The 15,951-nt window shown below is 49.2% G+C and carries 10 protein-coding genes; 1 reads left to right on the top strand and 9 read right to left on the bottom strand.

Annotation, left to right across the window (positions count from 1 at the left end):
• Positions 1–126 precede the first annotated feature (126 nt).
• Entirely contained in the window at positions 127–846 is a 720-nt protein-coding gene (locus tag QWU00_RS15960; protein ID WP_035381477.1) for a response regulator transcription factor, read from the bottom strand.
• A 152-nt stretch (positions 847–998) separates the two neighbouring features.
• Here QWU00_RS15960 and QWU00_RS15955 point away from each other — a divergent pair, with 152 nt between their 5' ends.
• Positions 999–1,517 (top strand): L,D-transpeptidase family protein, encoded by a 519-nt coding sequence (locus QWU00_RS15955; protein ID WP_086640841.1) that lies wholly within the window; start codon positions 999–1,001, stop codon positions 1,515–1,517.
• Positions 1,518–1,638: 121 nt separating this feature from the next.
• Here QWU00_RS15955 and QWU00_RS15950 read toward each other — a convergent pair whose 3' ends face one another.
• The 8 genes from QWU00_RS15950 to glgB all read right to left on the bottom strand — a co-directional run bounded on the left by QWU00_RS15950 (position 1,639) and on the right by glgB (position 15,949).
• Entirely contained in the window at positions 1,639–2,979 is a 1,341-nt protein-coding gene (locus tag QWU00_RS15950; protein ID WP_035381478.1) for an RsmB/NOP family class I SAM-dependent RNA methyltransferase, read from the bottom strand.
• Between the two features lie 8 nt (positions 2,980–2,987).
• A complete protein-coding gene (gene guaB / locus QWU00_RS15945; RefSeq protein ID WP_035381480.1) occupies positions 2,988–4,466 on the bottom strand; it encodes an IMP dehydrogenase in 1,479 nt (492 codons plus the stop codon).
• Positions 4,467–4,719: 253 nt separating this feature from the next.
• Entirely contained in the window at positions 4,720–4,890 is a 171-nt protein-coding gene (locus QWU00_RS15940; protein WP_166443810.1) for a hypothetical protein, read from the bottom strand.
• A gap of 281 nt (positions 4,891–5,171) precedes the next feature.
• Positions 5,172–7,808 carry a malto-oligosyltrehalose synthase gene (gene treY / locus QWU00_RS15935; RefSeq protein WP_035381482.1) on the bottom strand — a complete coding sequence of 879 codons (2,637 nt, stop codon included), beginning with the start codon at positions 7,806–7,808 and terminating at the stop codon, positions 5,172–5,174.
• A complete protein-coding gene (gene malQ, locus QWU00_RS15930) occupies positions 7,805–9,826 on the bottom strand; it encodes a 4-alpha-glucanotransferase (protein ID WP_035381484.1) in 2,022 nt (673 codons plus the stop codon). Before malQ ends, treY begins: the two co-directional genes overlap by 4 nt.
• Positions 9,823–11,601: a malto-oligosyltrehalose trehalohydrolase gene (gene treZ, locus QWU00_RS15925; protein ID WP_035381486.1), complete on the bottom strand. Its 1,779-nt coding sequence runs from the start codon at positions 11,599–11,601 to the stop codon at positions 9,823–9,825. The genes malQ and treZ overlap by 4 nt, the downstream gene beginning before the upstream one ends.
• Positions 11,598–13,727 carry a glycogen debranching protein GlgX gene (gene glgX / locus QWU00_RS15920; protein ID WP_035381488.1) on the bottom strand — a complete coding sequence of 710 codons (2,130 nt, stop codon included), beginning with the start codon at positions 13,725–13,727 and terminating at the stop codon, positions 11,598–11,600. The genes treZ and glgX overlap by 4 nt, the downstream gene beginning before the upstream one ends.
• Positions 13,724–15,949 carry a 1,4-alpha-glucan branching protein GlgB gene (gene glgB, locus QWU00_RS15915; protein WP_035381490.1) on the bottom strand — a complete coding sequence of 742 codons (2,226 nt, stop codon included), beginning with the start codon at positions 15,947–15,949 and terminating at the stop codon, positions 13,724–13,726. The genes glgX and glgB overlap by 4 nt, the downstream gene beginning before the upstream one ends.
• Between the last annotated feature and the right edge of the window lie 2 nt (positions 15,950–15,951).

The raw sequence follows: 15,951 nt of genomic DNA, 5'->3' as shown, positions 1-15,951 counted from the left end.
TGTTAAAAAATATAAAATTATTTATTTTTAAAATAAAAGAAAAATTTTTTATTCACCAATGAATTGAATAAAGGAAATTGTATAATAGTACAACATTTCCTTTATTCAATTTGAATAATTAGAAAATTATTCTGAAACAACCGCAACTGTTTCTGGATTCAAGCGGTATCCGCCCCCTTCTGTAATGAGAAGAGAGGCATTTGCTGGATCGGGCTCGATTTTCTGCCGTAGCCGATAGATATGAGTTTCAAGAGTATGAGTCGTAACTGCGGCATTATAGCCCCAGACTTCGTTCAGAAGAACTTGCCGAGGAACGGGGCGTGTTCCCGCCCGATACAAGAACTTAAGAATGGCCGTTTCTTTTTCTGTCAGGCGGATACGGCGATTTTTTTGAGGATCCTGCAATAGTTTTGCAGATGGACGGAACGTATAGGGCCCAATTGTAAAAACAGCGTCTTCACTGTTTTCAAAAAGTCTTAGCTGCGCACGCAAGCGCGCAAGCAGTTCTGCAATTCTGAATGGCTTGGCAACATAATCATTTGCTCCGGCATCCAGCCCGCGAACAATATCTGCTTCGTCGTCGGAGCCGGTCAGCATGATAATGGGCATACGCAGCCCATCTTTTCGTAGCTCGGCACAAAAGTCACGCCCATCACCGTCAGGCAGCGTGACGTCCAGTAGAATGGCATCGCATCTCGCATCGGGAGCCTTGAGCTTCTCGCGCGCCTCAGCTAGCGAAGCGGCTTCTTGTACAGTGAATTCACCTTCAAGTTGCAGTTGCTCAACCAGCGTCTGACGCAGTATCCGGTCATCATCAACAACCAATATTGGACGTGCACCCGTCATGGGGTTTTCATCTCCTTGTGTCAGCCTGTAACCGATGGCTGCCTAAACCATCCACTCTAACAAGTTTGTCACGATTTTGGGCTCAAACCAATAGCCATAAGTATGATCTTCCTGACATCATAGAAAAATCTACGGCCAGGACTCTTGTTGCAATGATGATACACGTTAAACCCAGCTCATGCAGCCGTAGCGATGCACAACTGCATTGCGAACACAAAATCATGAGTGCGGTGATCGGCAAAAATGGTGTTACACAAGATAAGCAGGAAGGAGATCACGCAACGCCTGCAGGACGCTTTCCACTACGGAACGTGTTTTATCGAGCGGACCGTGTTAAAAAACCGGATACGATTCTACCTGTAGTGGCTCTTACCTCTCAGGACGGCTGGTGTGATGATCCTGCTCATCCTGCATATAACCAGAAAATATTACTCCCTCATGCTGCACGGCATGAGCGGCTTTGGCGAGAGGATCATGTTTACGATCTGATTGTTATTATAGGATATAATGATGAGAAAATTCAGGCAGGCCGAGGATCGGCCATTTTTATGCACCTTCAACGGGAGGATAAGGCTCCGACTGAAGGATGTGTTGCACTGACAGAAGAGGATTTACGCCAAGTGTTAGCTGATGGGGCAACAGCTATCCATATTCATGCGCTTAAAGGTTGAGGGGGCCAACTTTCCTTTAATGGAATTTTTCTTACCCTCATCAGAAGCCGATTACCTGCATGAGCAACGAAGATGGAACTCGCTTCTGGAGGGGTTGGTATGAAAGGGAAATAGAGTGGTCTTACGATGCAGCTACTGTTGTCGCGCCGTCCTGTGAAGAGAGTTCTTCTGGCGCGGCGCGTGTCAGAACCGCAGCAAAAAAGCCATCTGTCCCATTTTGTCGAGGGGAAAGGGAAAACATATTTGTTTCTTTTAGCGTGTCTGGCAGCGCTGTACTGTCCGATGAAACAAGTGTGAACTCAGGTTTACGATGCAGGAAGGCGTCAATCTGCGCTGCGTTTTCAGCATGCAGAACAGAGCACGTGGCGTACACTAATCTCCCGCCCGGTTTTACAAGAGCAGCGGCTTTGTCCAGAATTTCGGCCTGTTTAACCAGAAGTTCTGCCAGATCCTGCTCGGTCATGCGTAGGCGGGCATCAGGATTGCGGCGCCATGTGCCGGTCCCGCTGCAAGGTGCGTCTACCAGCACCCTGTCAAAAGAACCGGACCGGCGCTTTGCCCATTTGTCACCCGCCTGAAGAAGGTGCTGTTCAACATTATGGACACCGGCGCGACGGAGGCGACGCACTGCTCCAGCAAGGCGTTTTTCAGCCACATCACAGGCAGCAATATGCCCCTTGTTTTCCATCATCATGGCAAGAGCGAGAGTTTTACCCCCTGCCCCGGCACAATAATCCAGAACCCGCATCTGCGGAGCTGCTCCCAGTATTGCAGCCACAAGTTGGCTACCTTCATCCTGAATCTCTACGCGGCCATCTTTAAAAGGCGTTGTGGAGGTAACAGGCTGGCGTCCATTAAGCCGCAGTCCCCATGGAGAAAGCGGTGTCAGAGTTGCATGTAACCCTTCTCGCGCTAACGCTTTTTGTGCTTCCTGTCGGGAATTGAGTAGGATGTTGACTCTCAGATCAAGGGTGGCTGGCTCGGAAAGAGCGGCCAACTCTTCTTCCAGAAACTCTCCAAAAGTCTCCTCCAGTTTGGGAAGAAGCCAGTCAGGAACCTCCTGTTTGATGGCGCGCGGCATACCAAGGTTATCCAAGGATTTCCCTGCTAATGCTGAAAGAGCGTCCTGTTCCTTGAAGGTCAATGCTCCAGCCGCGAAGCGTCCATCAGAAAAAGAACTGGCCACCTCTTTAAGTGGCGTTCCTTTGAAAATCAGACAGGCAGCAACCAATAGTCTGGGGGCTGCGGGGACTGCTCCCGCTTGCTCAAGGTGCCAGCCAAGCCTGCGCCAAGCCCGCATGACATCCCAAACAAGGCTCGAAATAGCCCGACGATCCCCGCCGCCAATATAGCGTCGTTCCCGGAAAAAACTGTTGGCAACGGCATCTGCCGGTTTGCGGGGGGCTGCTTCCATAGCGGTAAGAAGATCAATGGAGGCTGCAAGTCGGGCAGAAGGAGTCATAGAGTGTCTTAATCCCGGCGATAATTCGGTGCTTCACGTGTGATGGATACATCATGCACGTGGCTTTCACGCAGTCCTGCCCCCGTAATCCGACGGAAGCGGGCACGCTCTTGAAGTTCCTTGATTTCGCGGGAGCCCGTATAACCCATACCGGCTTTCAGGCCACCAACCAGTTGATGAATAACAGCCGACATGGTACCTTTATAAGGAACCCGGCCTTCAATTCCTTCAGGAACCAGTTTGAGCGAATCTTTGACTTCCTGCTGGAAATAGCGGTCAGCGGAGCCCCGCGCCATGGCGCCTAGGCTCCCCATGCCTCGATAGGATTTGTAGGAACGCCCTTGATACAGGAAGACTTCGCCTGGAGCTTCTTCCGTGCCGGCTAGCAGAGACCCGACCATGACAACATCGGCCCCGGCCCCAATGGCCTTGACGATGTCTCCGGATGTACGAACGCCTCCGTCAGCAATAGCTGGCGTATTCTTGGCATGACACGCCTGTGCTGTTTCCAGAACCGCAGAGAACTGAGGAACACCCACACCAGCGACAATACGTGTTGTGCAGATTGACCCGGGCCCGATGCCGATTTTTATGCAATCAGCCCCAGAGTCAATCAAGGCTTCAGCCGCCTCTGGAGTGGCGACGTTACCAGCGACAATCTGAATCTGGTTATCTAATGCTTTAAGGCGCTCGACTGCGCGGAGCACCCCGGAAGAATGACCGTGTGCGGTGTCAACAACCAGAACATCCACGCCCGCTTCAACCAGAAGTTTAGCACGGCTGAAGCCGTCTTCCCCTACTCCGGTTGCAGCCGCGCAACGCAGGCGTCCCATGCTATCCTTGATTGCAAGCGGATAGGCTACGGCTTTGTCCATATCCTTGACAGTAATAATGCCAACACACCGTTCGGCATCATCTACAACAAGAAGTTTTTCAATGCGGTGTTTATGTAGAAGCTGGCGGGCTGTATCCGCATCGGCACCATCCCGAACGGTTACCAGGCCCTCATGTGTCATAAGTTCAGACACACGCTGATTGGGGTCTATGGCAAAGCGCACATCACGGTTTGTCAGAATTCCGACCAATTTCTGGGTGCCCGGCTCAACCACGGGAAGACCGCTGATGCCGTTCCGCTGCATGATTTCGCGCACTTCCGCGAGGGTCTGATTCGGCCCTACCGTAACAGGATTTACAACCATGCCGGATTCAAAGCGCTTTACGCGGCGCACATGCTCCGCCTGCTCTTCTGGGGACAGGTTTTTATGAATGACCCCCAAACCGCCCTGCTGTGCCATGGCAATCGCCATCTGCTCTTCCGTCACGGTATCCATAGCGGCAGAAACAAGCGGAATATTGAGTTCAATGGAACGTGTCAGACGAGTACGAACAGAGGTCTGGCTCGGAACGACCTCGGATGCAGCGGGAACAACCAAAACGTCGTCGAACGCCAAGGCTTCGCTAACACGGCTGTAAGGGGAAGAAGTCATACAACGGGGCCCTTCAGTAGAGTGCGACTGGGTCACCCGATAGCAAGACATTGCCTCAGGTCACCTGACCATTGGCGCTTCCTCATATGCCGTTGCAGCTATAAACGCAAGGGATGAAAATGCTCTTTCATCATGATTTTCTGGAATATGGTCCCACCGATACACGTCGTCTCGCGCTTATTGTTTTTCCGCAAAAATAGTGCTCTTTGGGGTAGAGCACCTAAAGAGCACTACTCAGGTGAAAAAAAGGGTTTTACGCCCCTTCTTTTTTCTGCGGTTTGGATGGTTTTGCAGGGGGATCTCGATCTCCCGTTACGCCACTGTGAGACGGTGGATCACTCGCCGGAAAACTATCATCCAAGGATTCATCCAGCTTTTCATCCTGAGCCTGTTTCTTGCCATTCTTGTTCTTTTTATCGACCATGACAGCACCTCATGTTGCTGATGTTTGATGGAGCCCGAATGAGTGTAGGCAGGAAATTTCATTCCTGTGCTTTGTAAGAGTTGCCGGGCTTCATCGTTTCAACGTTCGAGGTCGATAAGTTTTCCTTTTCAGGCGTATATTTTCCACTCTCAATCATTAAGAAATTTTAAGGCACTGTAGCCGAGAATAATCATGTGTGATTACGCCTTCCTTCCCGATGAGAAAAAGAAATTTTAGCGAATGGGAGGGGCAGTGATGAGCACGGTCTTGAGAAATGCGCTTTAAGTTTCGTCAAAATCAGGAACCAAAATATCTACAGGAAAATAACGGCAGGACGGGGGAATGGTAACCTCACCACTTCTTCGTATACATACATTCTCCCAGAGTATGGATTTCCATGTGTATTCCGTTTTTTCTATAATTTTTCGGCCACTCTGTAAAAAATCTAATGTATTCAAGTCAATGGAATCAGGGTTTAACAAAAAACCATGCTTCGGGGCTAAAATTAGAATTTTTTCTGTAGTAGTATGGCGAACAAAACTAACAAGAGATTTTGCAAAATTGGCCTCTACTGTAATCGAACTGTAATCTCCTTCTGCAAAAAGGCTTGGCCATAGACCGCGTATCTCAAGTATTTTTTGAATCAAAATTTGCTTGATATGTCCGTTTTCCCAGTGTTTGGCAGCTTGCCAGAATGGTTTCTTGCCAAGGAGAGCCTTTGATCTCGCTTTATAGTCAACAGCTTTTCGGTTGTCTGGATCAACCAAGCTAAAATCCCACCATTCCGTACCTTGATACGTATCTGGCACACCGGGGACCGTAAAACGGAGAAGAGTTTGTGTGAGGCCGTTTAGCGCACCTGCTGGTGCTATCTTTTGGAAGAAGAGATTAAATTCTATCAGAAAAGGCTCATGCTGAAAAACTTTCTCAATGAATTTCAGGCAATCGGTTTCGTAATTTTCATCCGGGTCGGCCCAGCTTCCATGCCGTTTGGCTTCACGTATTGCCTTTATTTGCCAGGCGCTAACACGCTCCTTAAATGAGACGCTAGGACTAATCTGTTCTAATGGCCATGCTCCAATAAGAGTTTGATACAAAATCAATTCATCTATTTTATCTGGCCCATATTGTCCCTTCAGAGGGGCGTTTATTGTGGACCATGTTGCGACTACCTCACTCCATTCTGAGGAACACGACGAAAGCACAGCGAGCCGGGCTCTGGCGTCTTCTCCCCGCTTGTGGTCATGCGTGGCAGTTGCGAGCATACTATCCGGGTAGTGTTTTCTTCGTGCTCGCATTGCCTGATGAAATTGGGCACTTGACATAGAAAAATGTGCAGGATCTGTCCCGACATCATTCCGGGAGAGTAAACGTCCATAGCGATAAAAAACTGTGTCTTCTATAGCTTTGGCCGCAAGGGGAGCGCTTAAATGCTCAAAAGATCTTACTATTTCATGATCATTATATTTCCCTGCCAGTTTTTCCCTTATCCAGTTTAATAAAGGCGATAATCTAATGGGCATTTTTTTTGTAAGTTGTTCATATGCGTGTTCAAGAAATATAGTCTGGTTACCTGATATGGGTGATAAATAACCAGTTTGGTTAAGATTGTCTGCGCTATATGTTCGATATATGTGCAGAAGTGAGAGAAGCGTTGTGATAAGAAGGCGGACGTCTCGCTCCGTAAAATCACGAAGAGTAATATCCTGCCTTGTGAGACAATAAAGAGTAGCAATAAAATTATCAGTTGCTCCAGAGAGCAATGTTTCTGCCACTTCAATACGGGCACTTTGGCTCTCTGCTCCATAACCGGACCAGTCGGGTGCTGTCTCTGCCCATAAGGCAGTAAGGCAGTCTTCTCCAGAATCATCATGCAGTAAAAGGCTAACCTCTTCCAGAAAATCATAGCCTGTCGTGCCGGTGACCTGCCATGCTGAGGGGAGTTTTTCTCCATCAGCCAGAATTTTTTCTATAAAGAGGATAGGTTCTTCCGGTGAGAGTGAAGGACGGAACGCATTCCGTTGCTGCATTTCCTGCCTCAGATGCTGGCAGTAATGCCCAGGCAATGCCAGCCCATCAACATGGTCCACACGAAAACCGTCAATAACGCCGTGTTCGTACAGAGTAAGAGCGTAAGCGTGAACGGCGTCAAAGACGAAATCCTTATCAATATTGAGAGCGATCAAATCCGTGATGTTAAAAAAACGGCGCCAGTTTATTGTCTCATCGGCTACACGCCACCAAGCCAGCCTGTAACATTGTTTTTCCAAAAGGGTATGTAATCTTTCTCTTTGCTCTTTCGAGGGGATATTATAAAAATCTAAAATATTCTGAGTCGAATTATGTAGTTCCTCCGGCCCACAGTTGTTTTTCGTATCTAAAGAAAGATGTTCCGGGCAGATGGGGAATGAATGTTCATAATGCCTGATAGAAAAAGAGGCTTTTTCGGCATCATAATATAAAATCAGAAGACCATCTTTTAACGCTTCGCCATAGGGGCGATCGAGAAAAGGAAGAAGAATAGTATTTCCAGGACGATGGCGTGTTTCACTCCAGTCAATATCGAAAAAAGGAGCGTAACGGGAAGAACGGCCCCATGTCAGAACGTCCTGCCACCATCTGTTATCCGCCCCCACCGCCATGTGGTTGGGCACAATATCCAGTATTAAACCAATCCCGCGGGCATGGGCAGCCTTACTGAGCTGTAAAAGCCCAGCGTCCCCTCCCCTCTCCTGACTAATGCGACTGTAATCAATAGTATCGTAACCATGACTGGAACCAGGTCGCGCCTCAAAGAGAGGAGAGAGGTAAAGATGGCTGATACCAAGTTCCTTATAGTAATCGATATGCTCACATGCATCATATAAGGTGAAATCTTTATGTATTTGAAGTCGCAGGGTTGCTCTTAGAGTGGTCATTTTTTATGTCTTGTTGTGTTCATAATGGAAAATCGGCGCGAGATATCTTGGTTTTGTCTGAGGTTTTTTACCGTGACTGGGTATCGATTGCGCCAGTTTGGATGCAGTTTCTGATCTCCCGGCACATTAGGTTGATCTGTTAATCCCAGAAGATCTTCCATCGGCAGAAGCATCAAAGGACATGGTGTGCTCGCTACCGCATGAATTGCTGCATCAACAACAGTAGCAGCCCCATCTGCATTTACAGGAGGCAAAGAGAGATCCTGATTTTCTGCGGTATTATCTCTCAGCATTGTCCATAAAGCTTTTCTTTCTCCTTGGCGGTCGCTCTCTTCCTGATGTTCTTCACTGCTGTTCTCCTGGGCAGGGTTATCCATTTGCAGCCACCATCCAGCAACAGTCGGGAGGTCATGTGTGGTTGTCATGGCAACACCTGTAGGGGGCCATGCTGCTGGGGGAAGGAACTGGTTTAACGCGGTTTTCGTAAACCACATCACATTCATTCCCCATATTTTCTTTTCCGCCATCCGGCTTCTGAAACCTTTGGGAACAGTTCCCAAATCTTCCCCGATCACGATGCCTCCGGCTCTTGCGGATTCAAGAGCTAGAAGATTTTTCAGGTCTTTCTGGGGCATAGTGAGATACGTGCCTTCGTTTGAATTCCCACCATCAGGTATCAACCATATCCGCTCAAGTCCCATCACATGATCAAACCTGATCCCGCCGCCCGCAGCAAAACCGGCACGCAGCATGGCAATGAAAGCTTCATAACCCGTTTGTTGGAGAGCTTGAGGAGAGAACGTGGTTAACCCCCAATTCTGGCCTTTGGGCGCGAGTTGATCCGGTGGCGCGCCGATGGAAGCACCGATAAGAAAGCCGTCCTGCTGTGCCCAGCACTCGGCTCCGGACGGATCAAGGCCTACGGCAATATCTGCAATTAATCCTATGGACATTCCCGCATCATGAGCCGTACTGGCCGCGTATTTCAGGCTTTTTGCAGCGAGCCATTGCAAAAATAGCCAAAAACCAACCTCTTCCTGATGCAGATGGGCAAAGCGGGCAATTTCAGGAGTAGTCGGTTTTTTGAAGGGGGCTTCCCATAGCCTCCAGTTGTCTCCGCGGGGGCCTCGGGTTTTTAGAGAAACTTGCAGCGCCTCAAAGATCGCATGGTTTTTTAACGCGTTTCCTCCCTGTTGAATGAAAGAGAGCATCTCTTGGGGAGGGGATGGACGAATATGTTTTTCATAAAGTACCCGAAGCACCTGAAACCTCAATGTGCCTGCGGCTTTCCAGTTGATCAGCTTTTCTGCTGTTCTTTCTGTAATTTGTGCCGCCCATTCTGGGTGCTGACGGTAAACAGTGTGAATAAGTTGTTTAGGAAAGCATGTCCGCAAATCTGCAAGAAGCGGATTTAAAAATCGTCTACTGGAAGGGGAATAAGGACTGCATCGTTCCGGGCGTAAAGGGCAGAGAGCATGGAGCGGACTCATCATAAGAGCATCCGCTCCTTCCTGCCCGGCTATTTTGGCGAGTTTTGCAACACTTCCTAAATGTCCGATACCGGTATCATTGCTTTGCCTGAGTGCGGGAATTTGTACAGTAAGGCCCCATGCTCGAGAGCCTTCATCGCGGAATTTCAGCGCGGCGCAAGTTTCGGGGGCAACCGCAAGGGTAACCTCTGTTCCAGCGATTTCCACCTTATGGTAGCCCGGTTTGTGACAAGGCGGCAGTTGAAAGACCCCGTCCTTATTGGGAGAAATTTTTCCTTCCGTCTGCGTATTATCTTCATGTTTTAATAAAAAAGATTCTGATCCTTTGTTATTAATAGGCAGACATATGCTTTCCCCAACTTTCACGCTTACCAAGGTGGGATATTTTTTTTCCTCTCCGAACGAACAAGTTTGAAGAAGTGCCTTGAGTACATCAGGGTCCGTGCGATGGGTCTTGCCGAACGCATCCTGCCATGAAATGGCGAGCCCTGCTTTTTTAGCAGCCTGATGCAGATCACGTTTTGTCATCGTTCAGAACCTTTTCGTAAGGTCGCTATGAAACTATGAGCTTTTAACGTATGGTTAATTTTACAGTCCTGATTCACAGAACGATAGAGAACAACTCCCGCATAGCCGGTAAGCAGAGTAATGTCTGTGTCCGAGAAGTTGACAAAAAGTTCGAGTATTCTTTCGTCCCCCATATACCAACTGACAGCGAAGGCTCCCGGAGCCCAGATATGGCTTGAGGCAGATCGTGCATTATGTAGCCGAGGAACAATATGTTCCTGTCGAACAGAAAGAAGTTTTTTTACTGTTTCGTAGGTTTGTACATGTTCAGATTGAGTGCGTTCAGACCAGTGCAAACACGAACGCTTGAAAGTATCAGGGGATGCTGGGTCAGGAATAAGATTTGCCGCCTCCTGACTACTGAAAGTAGAAAAAGAAGCCATTTCTTTCTGCCGTCCTTCGCGGACAAGTGTATTCAAGCCTTCACTGTGGCTGACAAAGTAGAGAAATGGTGTTTTTGATCCCCATTCTTCTCCCATAAAAAGCATAGGAATTTGCGGGGATAGCAATAATAAAGCATGAGCCACACCTAAAACGCCAGGGTCTATTTGTGTGGATAGCCGGTCTCCTAAAGCACGGTTGCCGATCTGATCGTGATTTTGGAGAAAGAAAATAAAAGAGGTGGGAGGTAAATCTGCAGAGGGTTGTCCCCGCGGTTTTTGTGTATCGGGCGAAATTTGTCCTTGATAAACAAAACCTTCCTGTAGGGCCTGTACAAGATCCTGTGTGGGGTTGTGAGCGAAGTTCCCATAATATCCTTCTGTTTCTTCTGTTAAAAGAACATGTAGGGCATTGTGGGCATCATCATTCCATTGGGCGGAGTAGCCTGCACGCAGCAGGGAGGCATCGTTATTCTCATTTTCAAGAATAAGGTGAATATGCCTTTCCAGATCACATTCTGCCCGTATGTTTTGCAGAAGATCCCGAAGCCAGGATTGAGGGGCAATGGCATGCACTGCATCCAGTCGTAATCCGTCAAAGTGGTAAATATTGAGCCAATAGAGTGCGTTATCTAGAAAAAAATCCTGCACGGCCGGAAGTGTGAAGTTTATTGCTTGTCCCCATGCTGTCTGTCGATCTGGGTCAAAGAATGTAGGAACGTATTGGGAGAGAATATTTCCTTCTGGCCCAAAATGATTATAGACAACATCCAGAAAAACCATGATGTTGCGTTCGTGAGCCGCGTCGATAAGAGCTTTCAGATCATCCGGCGTGCCATAGCTTGATTCTGGAGCATATGGAAAAACACCATCATATCCCCAGTTTCTCCCGCCAGGGAATTCAGATAACGGCATCAGTTGAATAGCCGTTATGCCAAGATCAGAAAGTGCATCCAGTTGCTTAATGATGGAGGCATATCCTCCTGCGGCCCCTACATGAACTTCATAAATAACGGCTTCTTCCCACGGTCGGCCGCGCCAATGTGGGGTGCGCCACTGATAGGCTCCCTGATCTACAATCAAGCTTTTTCCATGCACATCCTCTGGTTGACATTGAGATGCCGGGTCAGGAATGAGTGTGCTGAACGAGAGTTGATAGTTATAAAGTGTCCCTGCCGCACATGGAAAAGTAACTTCGTGCCAGCCTTCCTGATCCCGGGACATCTCAATTGCGGGTTTATCCTCTAAAGCAACAGCAATCTTATTATAATGGGGTGCCCATATCCGAAAACGGGTTGTTCCGTCTTCCTTGTGCCAAGCCCCCCAACGGGGCATGAACCGGGTTGAGGACTTCATGAGGGTGCTCCTGCTTCTTTAGTGGCAGGGATTGGGCGATACGCCAGCAGCAAGACGCTTCGTCCGCTTACTTCAATTTCGGTCAAAGGAGAAAAATCCAGACTTTCTTCTTTGTCGGGCCGTGCGCTTTCCAGAATAAACCGCCACTCTCCGCTCGGTTGAGGAAGAGTAAAAAGTTGTGGGTCGGCGTTCGCATTTAGTAAAAGAAGGGTAATATCCTTTTCATCCTTACGAGAGCCTGCGCGTCTTAAGGCAAGTGTACGTCCTTCTGGTCGCTCCCATTCTTCTACGCTCATGGAGCTTCCATCGGTTGAAAACCAGCCAATGTCAGTTATCTCCGGGCTGATCTCAGTATGACCATGTAGATATCGTCCAGAATTTATGGAAAAATGATTTTGACGCGCTGCGAGAAGCCGTTTGACAAATGCAGCCATTTCCATTTCTCGAGGTGTGTCCAGAAGTGACCAGTTCAGCCAACTGACGACACTATCCTGACAATAGGCATTGTTATTACCATTCTGGGTCTGCCCAAATTCGTCTCCCGCCAAAAGCATCGGTATGCCCTGTGACAAAAGGAGAGTAGCAAACATTGCGCGCCGAACTGCATCGCGTACATGCAGGATGCCGGGATCTTCGCTTTGTCCTTCCTCCCCCCAGTTGGTGCTATAATTTTCACCATGGCCGTCTTGGTTGTTTTCTTCATTGGCCTCGTTGTGTCGTTGATTAAAACTCACAACATCCATGAGGGTAAAGCCATCATGCGCAGTCAGGAAATTGACAGAACTCCAGGGACGTCTGCCTTTACGTTCAAAAATATCGCCTGATCCGGTAAGGCGGGCTGCAATCAGGCCTCTTTGCCCTTCATCCCCCCTCCAGAACCGTCGGCTTGTGTCTCTATAACTATCGTTCCATTCTGCAAAACCGGGTGGATGGTTGCCAATCTGATACCCTCCTGGACCTGGATCCCAAGGCTCCGCAATCAGTTTAAGGCGAGACAGGAGAGGGTCCTGTCTTAAAATATCAAAAAAACCGCTCCGTTGATCAAAGCCGTAATCTTCGCGGCCTAATGTCGTGCACAAGTCAAATCGAAAACCGTCAATATGAAACGTCTCCGCCCAGTATCGCAGAGAGTCTATGACCATCTGCAAAACCCGCGGATGCGAGAGGTTCAACGTATTGCCGCACCCCGTATCGTTGATGCAGCAGCGGAGATTGTCTGGTGCCAGGCGATAGTAACTTGCGTTATCCAAGCCGCGATAACACAGCGTTGGACCAAGTTCATTTCCTTCAGCCGTATGATTATAGACAACATCCAGAATGACTTCGATGCCCGATGCGTGCAAAATACGAACGAGCATGCATAGGTCATTTAAAGAACCAGAGGCGATATAGCCTGCATGCGGCACAAAGAAAGAAAGAGTATTATACCCCCAATAATTGACCAGTCCTTTGTCCTGCAGATAGCGATCTGTCAAAAAAGACTGAACGGGCATGAGTTCCAAGGTAGTGACCCCAAGGTTTTTGAGGTAGGCCACAAACCAGTTTTCACATAAGGCAGAAAACGTTCCACGCTTGGAAAACTGGATATCCGAACGCAGCATGGATAGACCGCGTGGATGCGCTTCCATGATAACCGTGTCTTCCCATGGCACATGCGGGCGTTTGTCATCGCCCCAATCAAAAGCATTATGACAGACAACGCTGCGGGGCATGTAAGGAGCGCTGTCTCTTTTATCCTGCGTTAAATCCGCCCGCGCTGCGTTAATGCGGTACCCGAAAAGAGCATCAGTCCATGTCAGGCGGCCAGCCATACCGCGTGCATATGGGTCTAGGAGAAGCTTATGGGGGTTGAACCTGTGTCCCTGCATAGGTTCATAGTTACCAAAAGCGCGAAAGCCATACAGAGTGCCGGGGCGCGCGCCTGGCAAGTAACCATGCCAGATTTCATCTGTATATTCTGGTAATTTAAAACGTTGGGATTCCTTGCGTGACGATGCATCAAATAGACAGAGTTCAATACGTTGGGCGTGGCCAGAAAATACAGCGAAATTGACACCATTTCCGTCCCATGTCGCTCCGAGAGGATAAGGCAGTCCTGGTAGCAGGGCATCACTCCATGATGTCATCGGGCGTGTCCTTCATGTTGTAGATACAGAACGCTCAAGGGCGGGAGATACAAAATGCAGGATTGTTCATACCCATGAGAGCCAACCTGCTCTGTATTGCGCCCCCCCGTATTGCCTGCCCCTTCTCCTCCATATTCACCCGCATTTGTGTTTAGTCTTTCTGCCCACCATCCTGCCAAAGGAACCCCTATGCGGTAATCGAGCCGTGCTACTGGTGTCATGTTGCACACAACAAGAATGGGTTTTCCTTCGTCTCCGTAACGGAGCCAGGCAAAAACACTGTTTTCTGTGTCATTACCAATGACCCAGGCAAATCCGTCAGAATGGGTGTCGCGTTGGTGAAAAGCCGGTTCTGTCCGATAGAGACGGTTCAGATCGCGCATCAAGGCATGCATCCCTCGTCCCCAAGGGGTGTCAAGCATGTTCCATGCGAGTTCACCGTAAGGGTCCCATTCGTCCCACTGAGCCAGTTCTGCGCCCATAAAAATAAGCTTTTTGCCGGGATGCCCCCACATGAAAGCAAGGTAGGCGCGTAGCCCTGCATAACGCGTCCCCCCTTCTCCGGGCATGCGAGAAAGCAGGGAGCCTTTCCCGTGCACAACTTCATCATGAGAAAGGGGAAGAACGAATTTTTCAGAAAAAGCGTAGTGCAGACCGAACAGAATGTTATCATGATGATAACGGCGCCAGAGTGGGTCCCGGCCAATATAGGACAGGGTGTCGTGCATCCACCCCATGTTCCATTTGTAGTGAAACCCGAGGCCGCCACTATCTGCACTTCGCGTAACGCCAGGCCATGCAGTTGATTCTTCTGCAATCATCAAGGCTGTAGGCGCGTACTGCGCTACTGCGGTGTTTAGCTCCCGCAAGAACTCAACAGATTCAAGGTTTTCCCGGCCTCCATAATAATTAGGAACCCAACCATTATGGGGGCGGCTGTAATCACGGTATAACATGGAGGCCACGGCATCCACGCGCAGCCCGTCAACGTGATATTTGTTGAGCCACATCAAGGCGCTGGCAATCAGAAACCCTCGTACCTCGTTTCGTCCTACGTTATAAATAAGGGTATGCCAGTCAGGGTGCAGGCCTTCTCGAGGGTCTTGATGCTCAAAGAGGCATGTGCCGTCAAAGAGTGCTATCCCGTGGACATCATTTGGAAAGTGAGCTGGCACCCAATCGAGAATGACACCCAAACCAGCCTGATGGCAGGCATCTATAAAAGCGGCGAGCTGTTGCGGGCTCCCTTGTCGGGGTACGGGAGCAAACAAACCGAGGGGCTGATATCCCCATGATCCATCAAAAGGATGGGCCATGATTGGCATAAGCTCAATATGAGTAAACCCCATATCAACAACATAAGGGATAAGGGTTTCCCTGAGTTCATCCCACGTCAGAACCCGTGTGCCATCCTTATCGGGCCGTCGCCATGATCCTACATGGCATTCATAAATTGAGAGAGGAGCATTTTCCTTATGCAATGTAGCGCGGCGGTCCATCCACGCGTCATCATGCCATTCAAACCCTGTGGAGGAGGTCACAACAGATGCTGTAGCGGGTGGAATTTCGGATGCCAGAGCAAAAGGGTCAGCATGCAATGGCAGGCGCGCTCCATCAGGGCCTGTCATATCATATTTGTAACGCGACCCCGGCATTACATTTGGAATGAACAGTTCCCAGATGCCGCCGTCATGCCGGAGCCTCATGGGATGACGCCGGGCGTTCCAGAGATTGAAGTCTCCGACCACGGACACGCTTCTCGCATTGGGAGCCCATACAGCAAACCGTACGCCCGCCACCCCCTCAATGGTCATGGATTGAGCACCCATCATCTGGGCCAGTTCGCGGTGTTTTCCTTCTGCAAAAAGATGCAGATCATGTGCGCTCAGAAGAGGCGGAAAAGAGTAAGGATCTGCCCCTTCTTCCCACCCATCCGCCCATCCAATCCGTAATTTATAAGGGGCACCAGTGGGAATGCGTGCTTCATAAAACCCGGCCTGCGCAACACATTTCATGGCCTGTTCACGCTGAACGCCTGTGCGTGTCCAGCGAACCAGGCGCACTTCGCGGGCATCCGGCATGAACACACGGATAATGTCAGATCTTCCGGATCTATGTCTGCCCAACAAAGAAAATGGATCACCGCAGGTACCATGTAGTAGGGAAGAAAGTTGCTCATGTGTTACACTTGGGAGCGCTTTTGCCGTTTCACGTTGCGTCATTG

Origin of the sequence: Acetobacter tropicalis, from assembly GCF_030644465.1 — a bacterium.
Taxonomy (GTDB): Bacteria; Pseudomonadota; Alphaproteobacteria; order Acetobacterales; family Acetobacteraceae; genus Acetobacter; species Acetobacter tropicalis.
This window is presented reverse-complemented; position numbering and strand designations above follow the sequence as displayed.

Bases quoted from the DNA above. Each gene is read 5' to 3' on its own strand.
- malQ (WP_035381484.1), bottom strand. From the start codon at position 9,826: ATGACAAAACGTGATCTGCATCAGGCTGCTAAAAAAGCAGGGCTCGCC.
- glgX (WP_035381488.1), bottom strand. From the start codon at position 13,727: ATGACATCATGGAGTGATGCCCTGCTACCAGGACTGCCTTATCCTCTC.
- QWU00_RS15955 (WP_086640841.1), top strand. From the start codon at position 999: ATGATGATACACGTTAAACCCAGCTCATGCAGCCGTAGCGATGCACAA.
- QWU00_RS15940 (WP_166443810.1), bottom strand. From the start codon at position 4,890: ATGGTCGATAAAAAGAACAAGAATGGCAAGAAACAGGCTCAGGATGAA.
- QWU00_RS15960 (WP_035381477.1), bottom strand. From the start codon at position 846: ATGACGGGTGCACGTCCAATATTGGTTGTTGATGATGACCGGATACTG.
- glgB (WP_035381490.1), bottom strand. From the start codon at position 15,949: ATGACGCAACGTGAAACGGCAAAAGCGCTCCCAAGTGTAACACATGAG.
- treY (WP_035381482.1), bottom strand. From the start codon at position 7,808: ATGACCACTCTAAGAGCAACCCTGCGACTTCAAATACATAAAGATTTC.
- QWU00_RS15950 (WP_035381478.1), bottom strand. From the start codon at position 2,979: ATGACTCCTTCTGCCCGACTTGCAGCCTCCATTGATCTTCTTACCGCT.
- treZ (WP_035381486.1), bottom strand. From the start codon at position 11,601: ATGAAGTCCTCAACCCGGTTCATGCCCCGTTGGGGGGCTTGGCACAAG.
- guaB (WP_035381480.1), bottom strand. From the start codon at position 4,466: ATGACTTCTTCCCCTTACAGCCGTGTTAGCGAAGCCTTGGCGTTCGAC.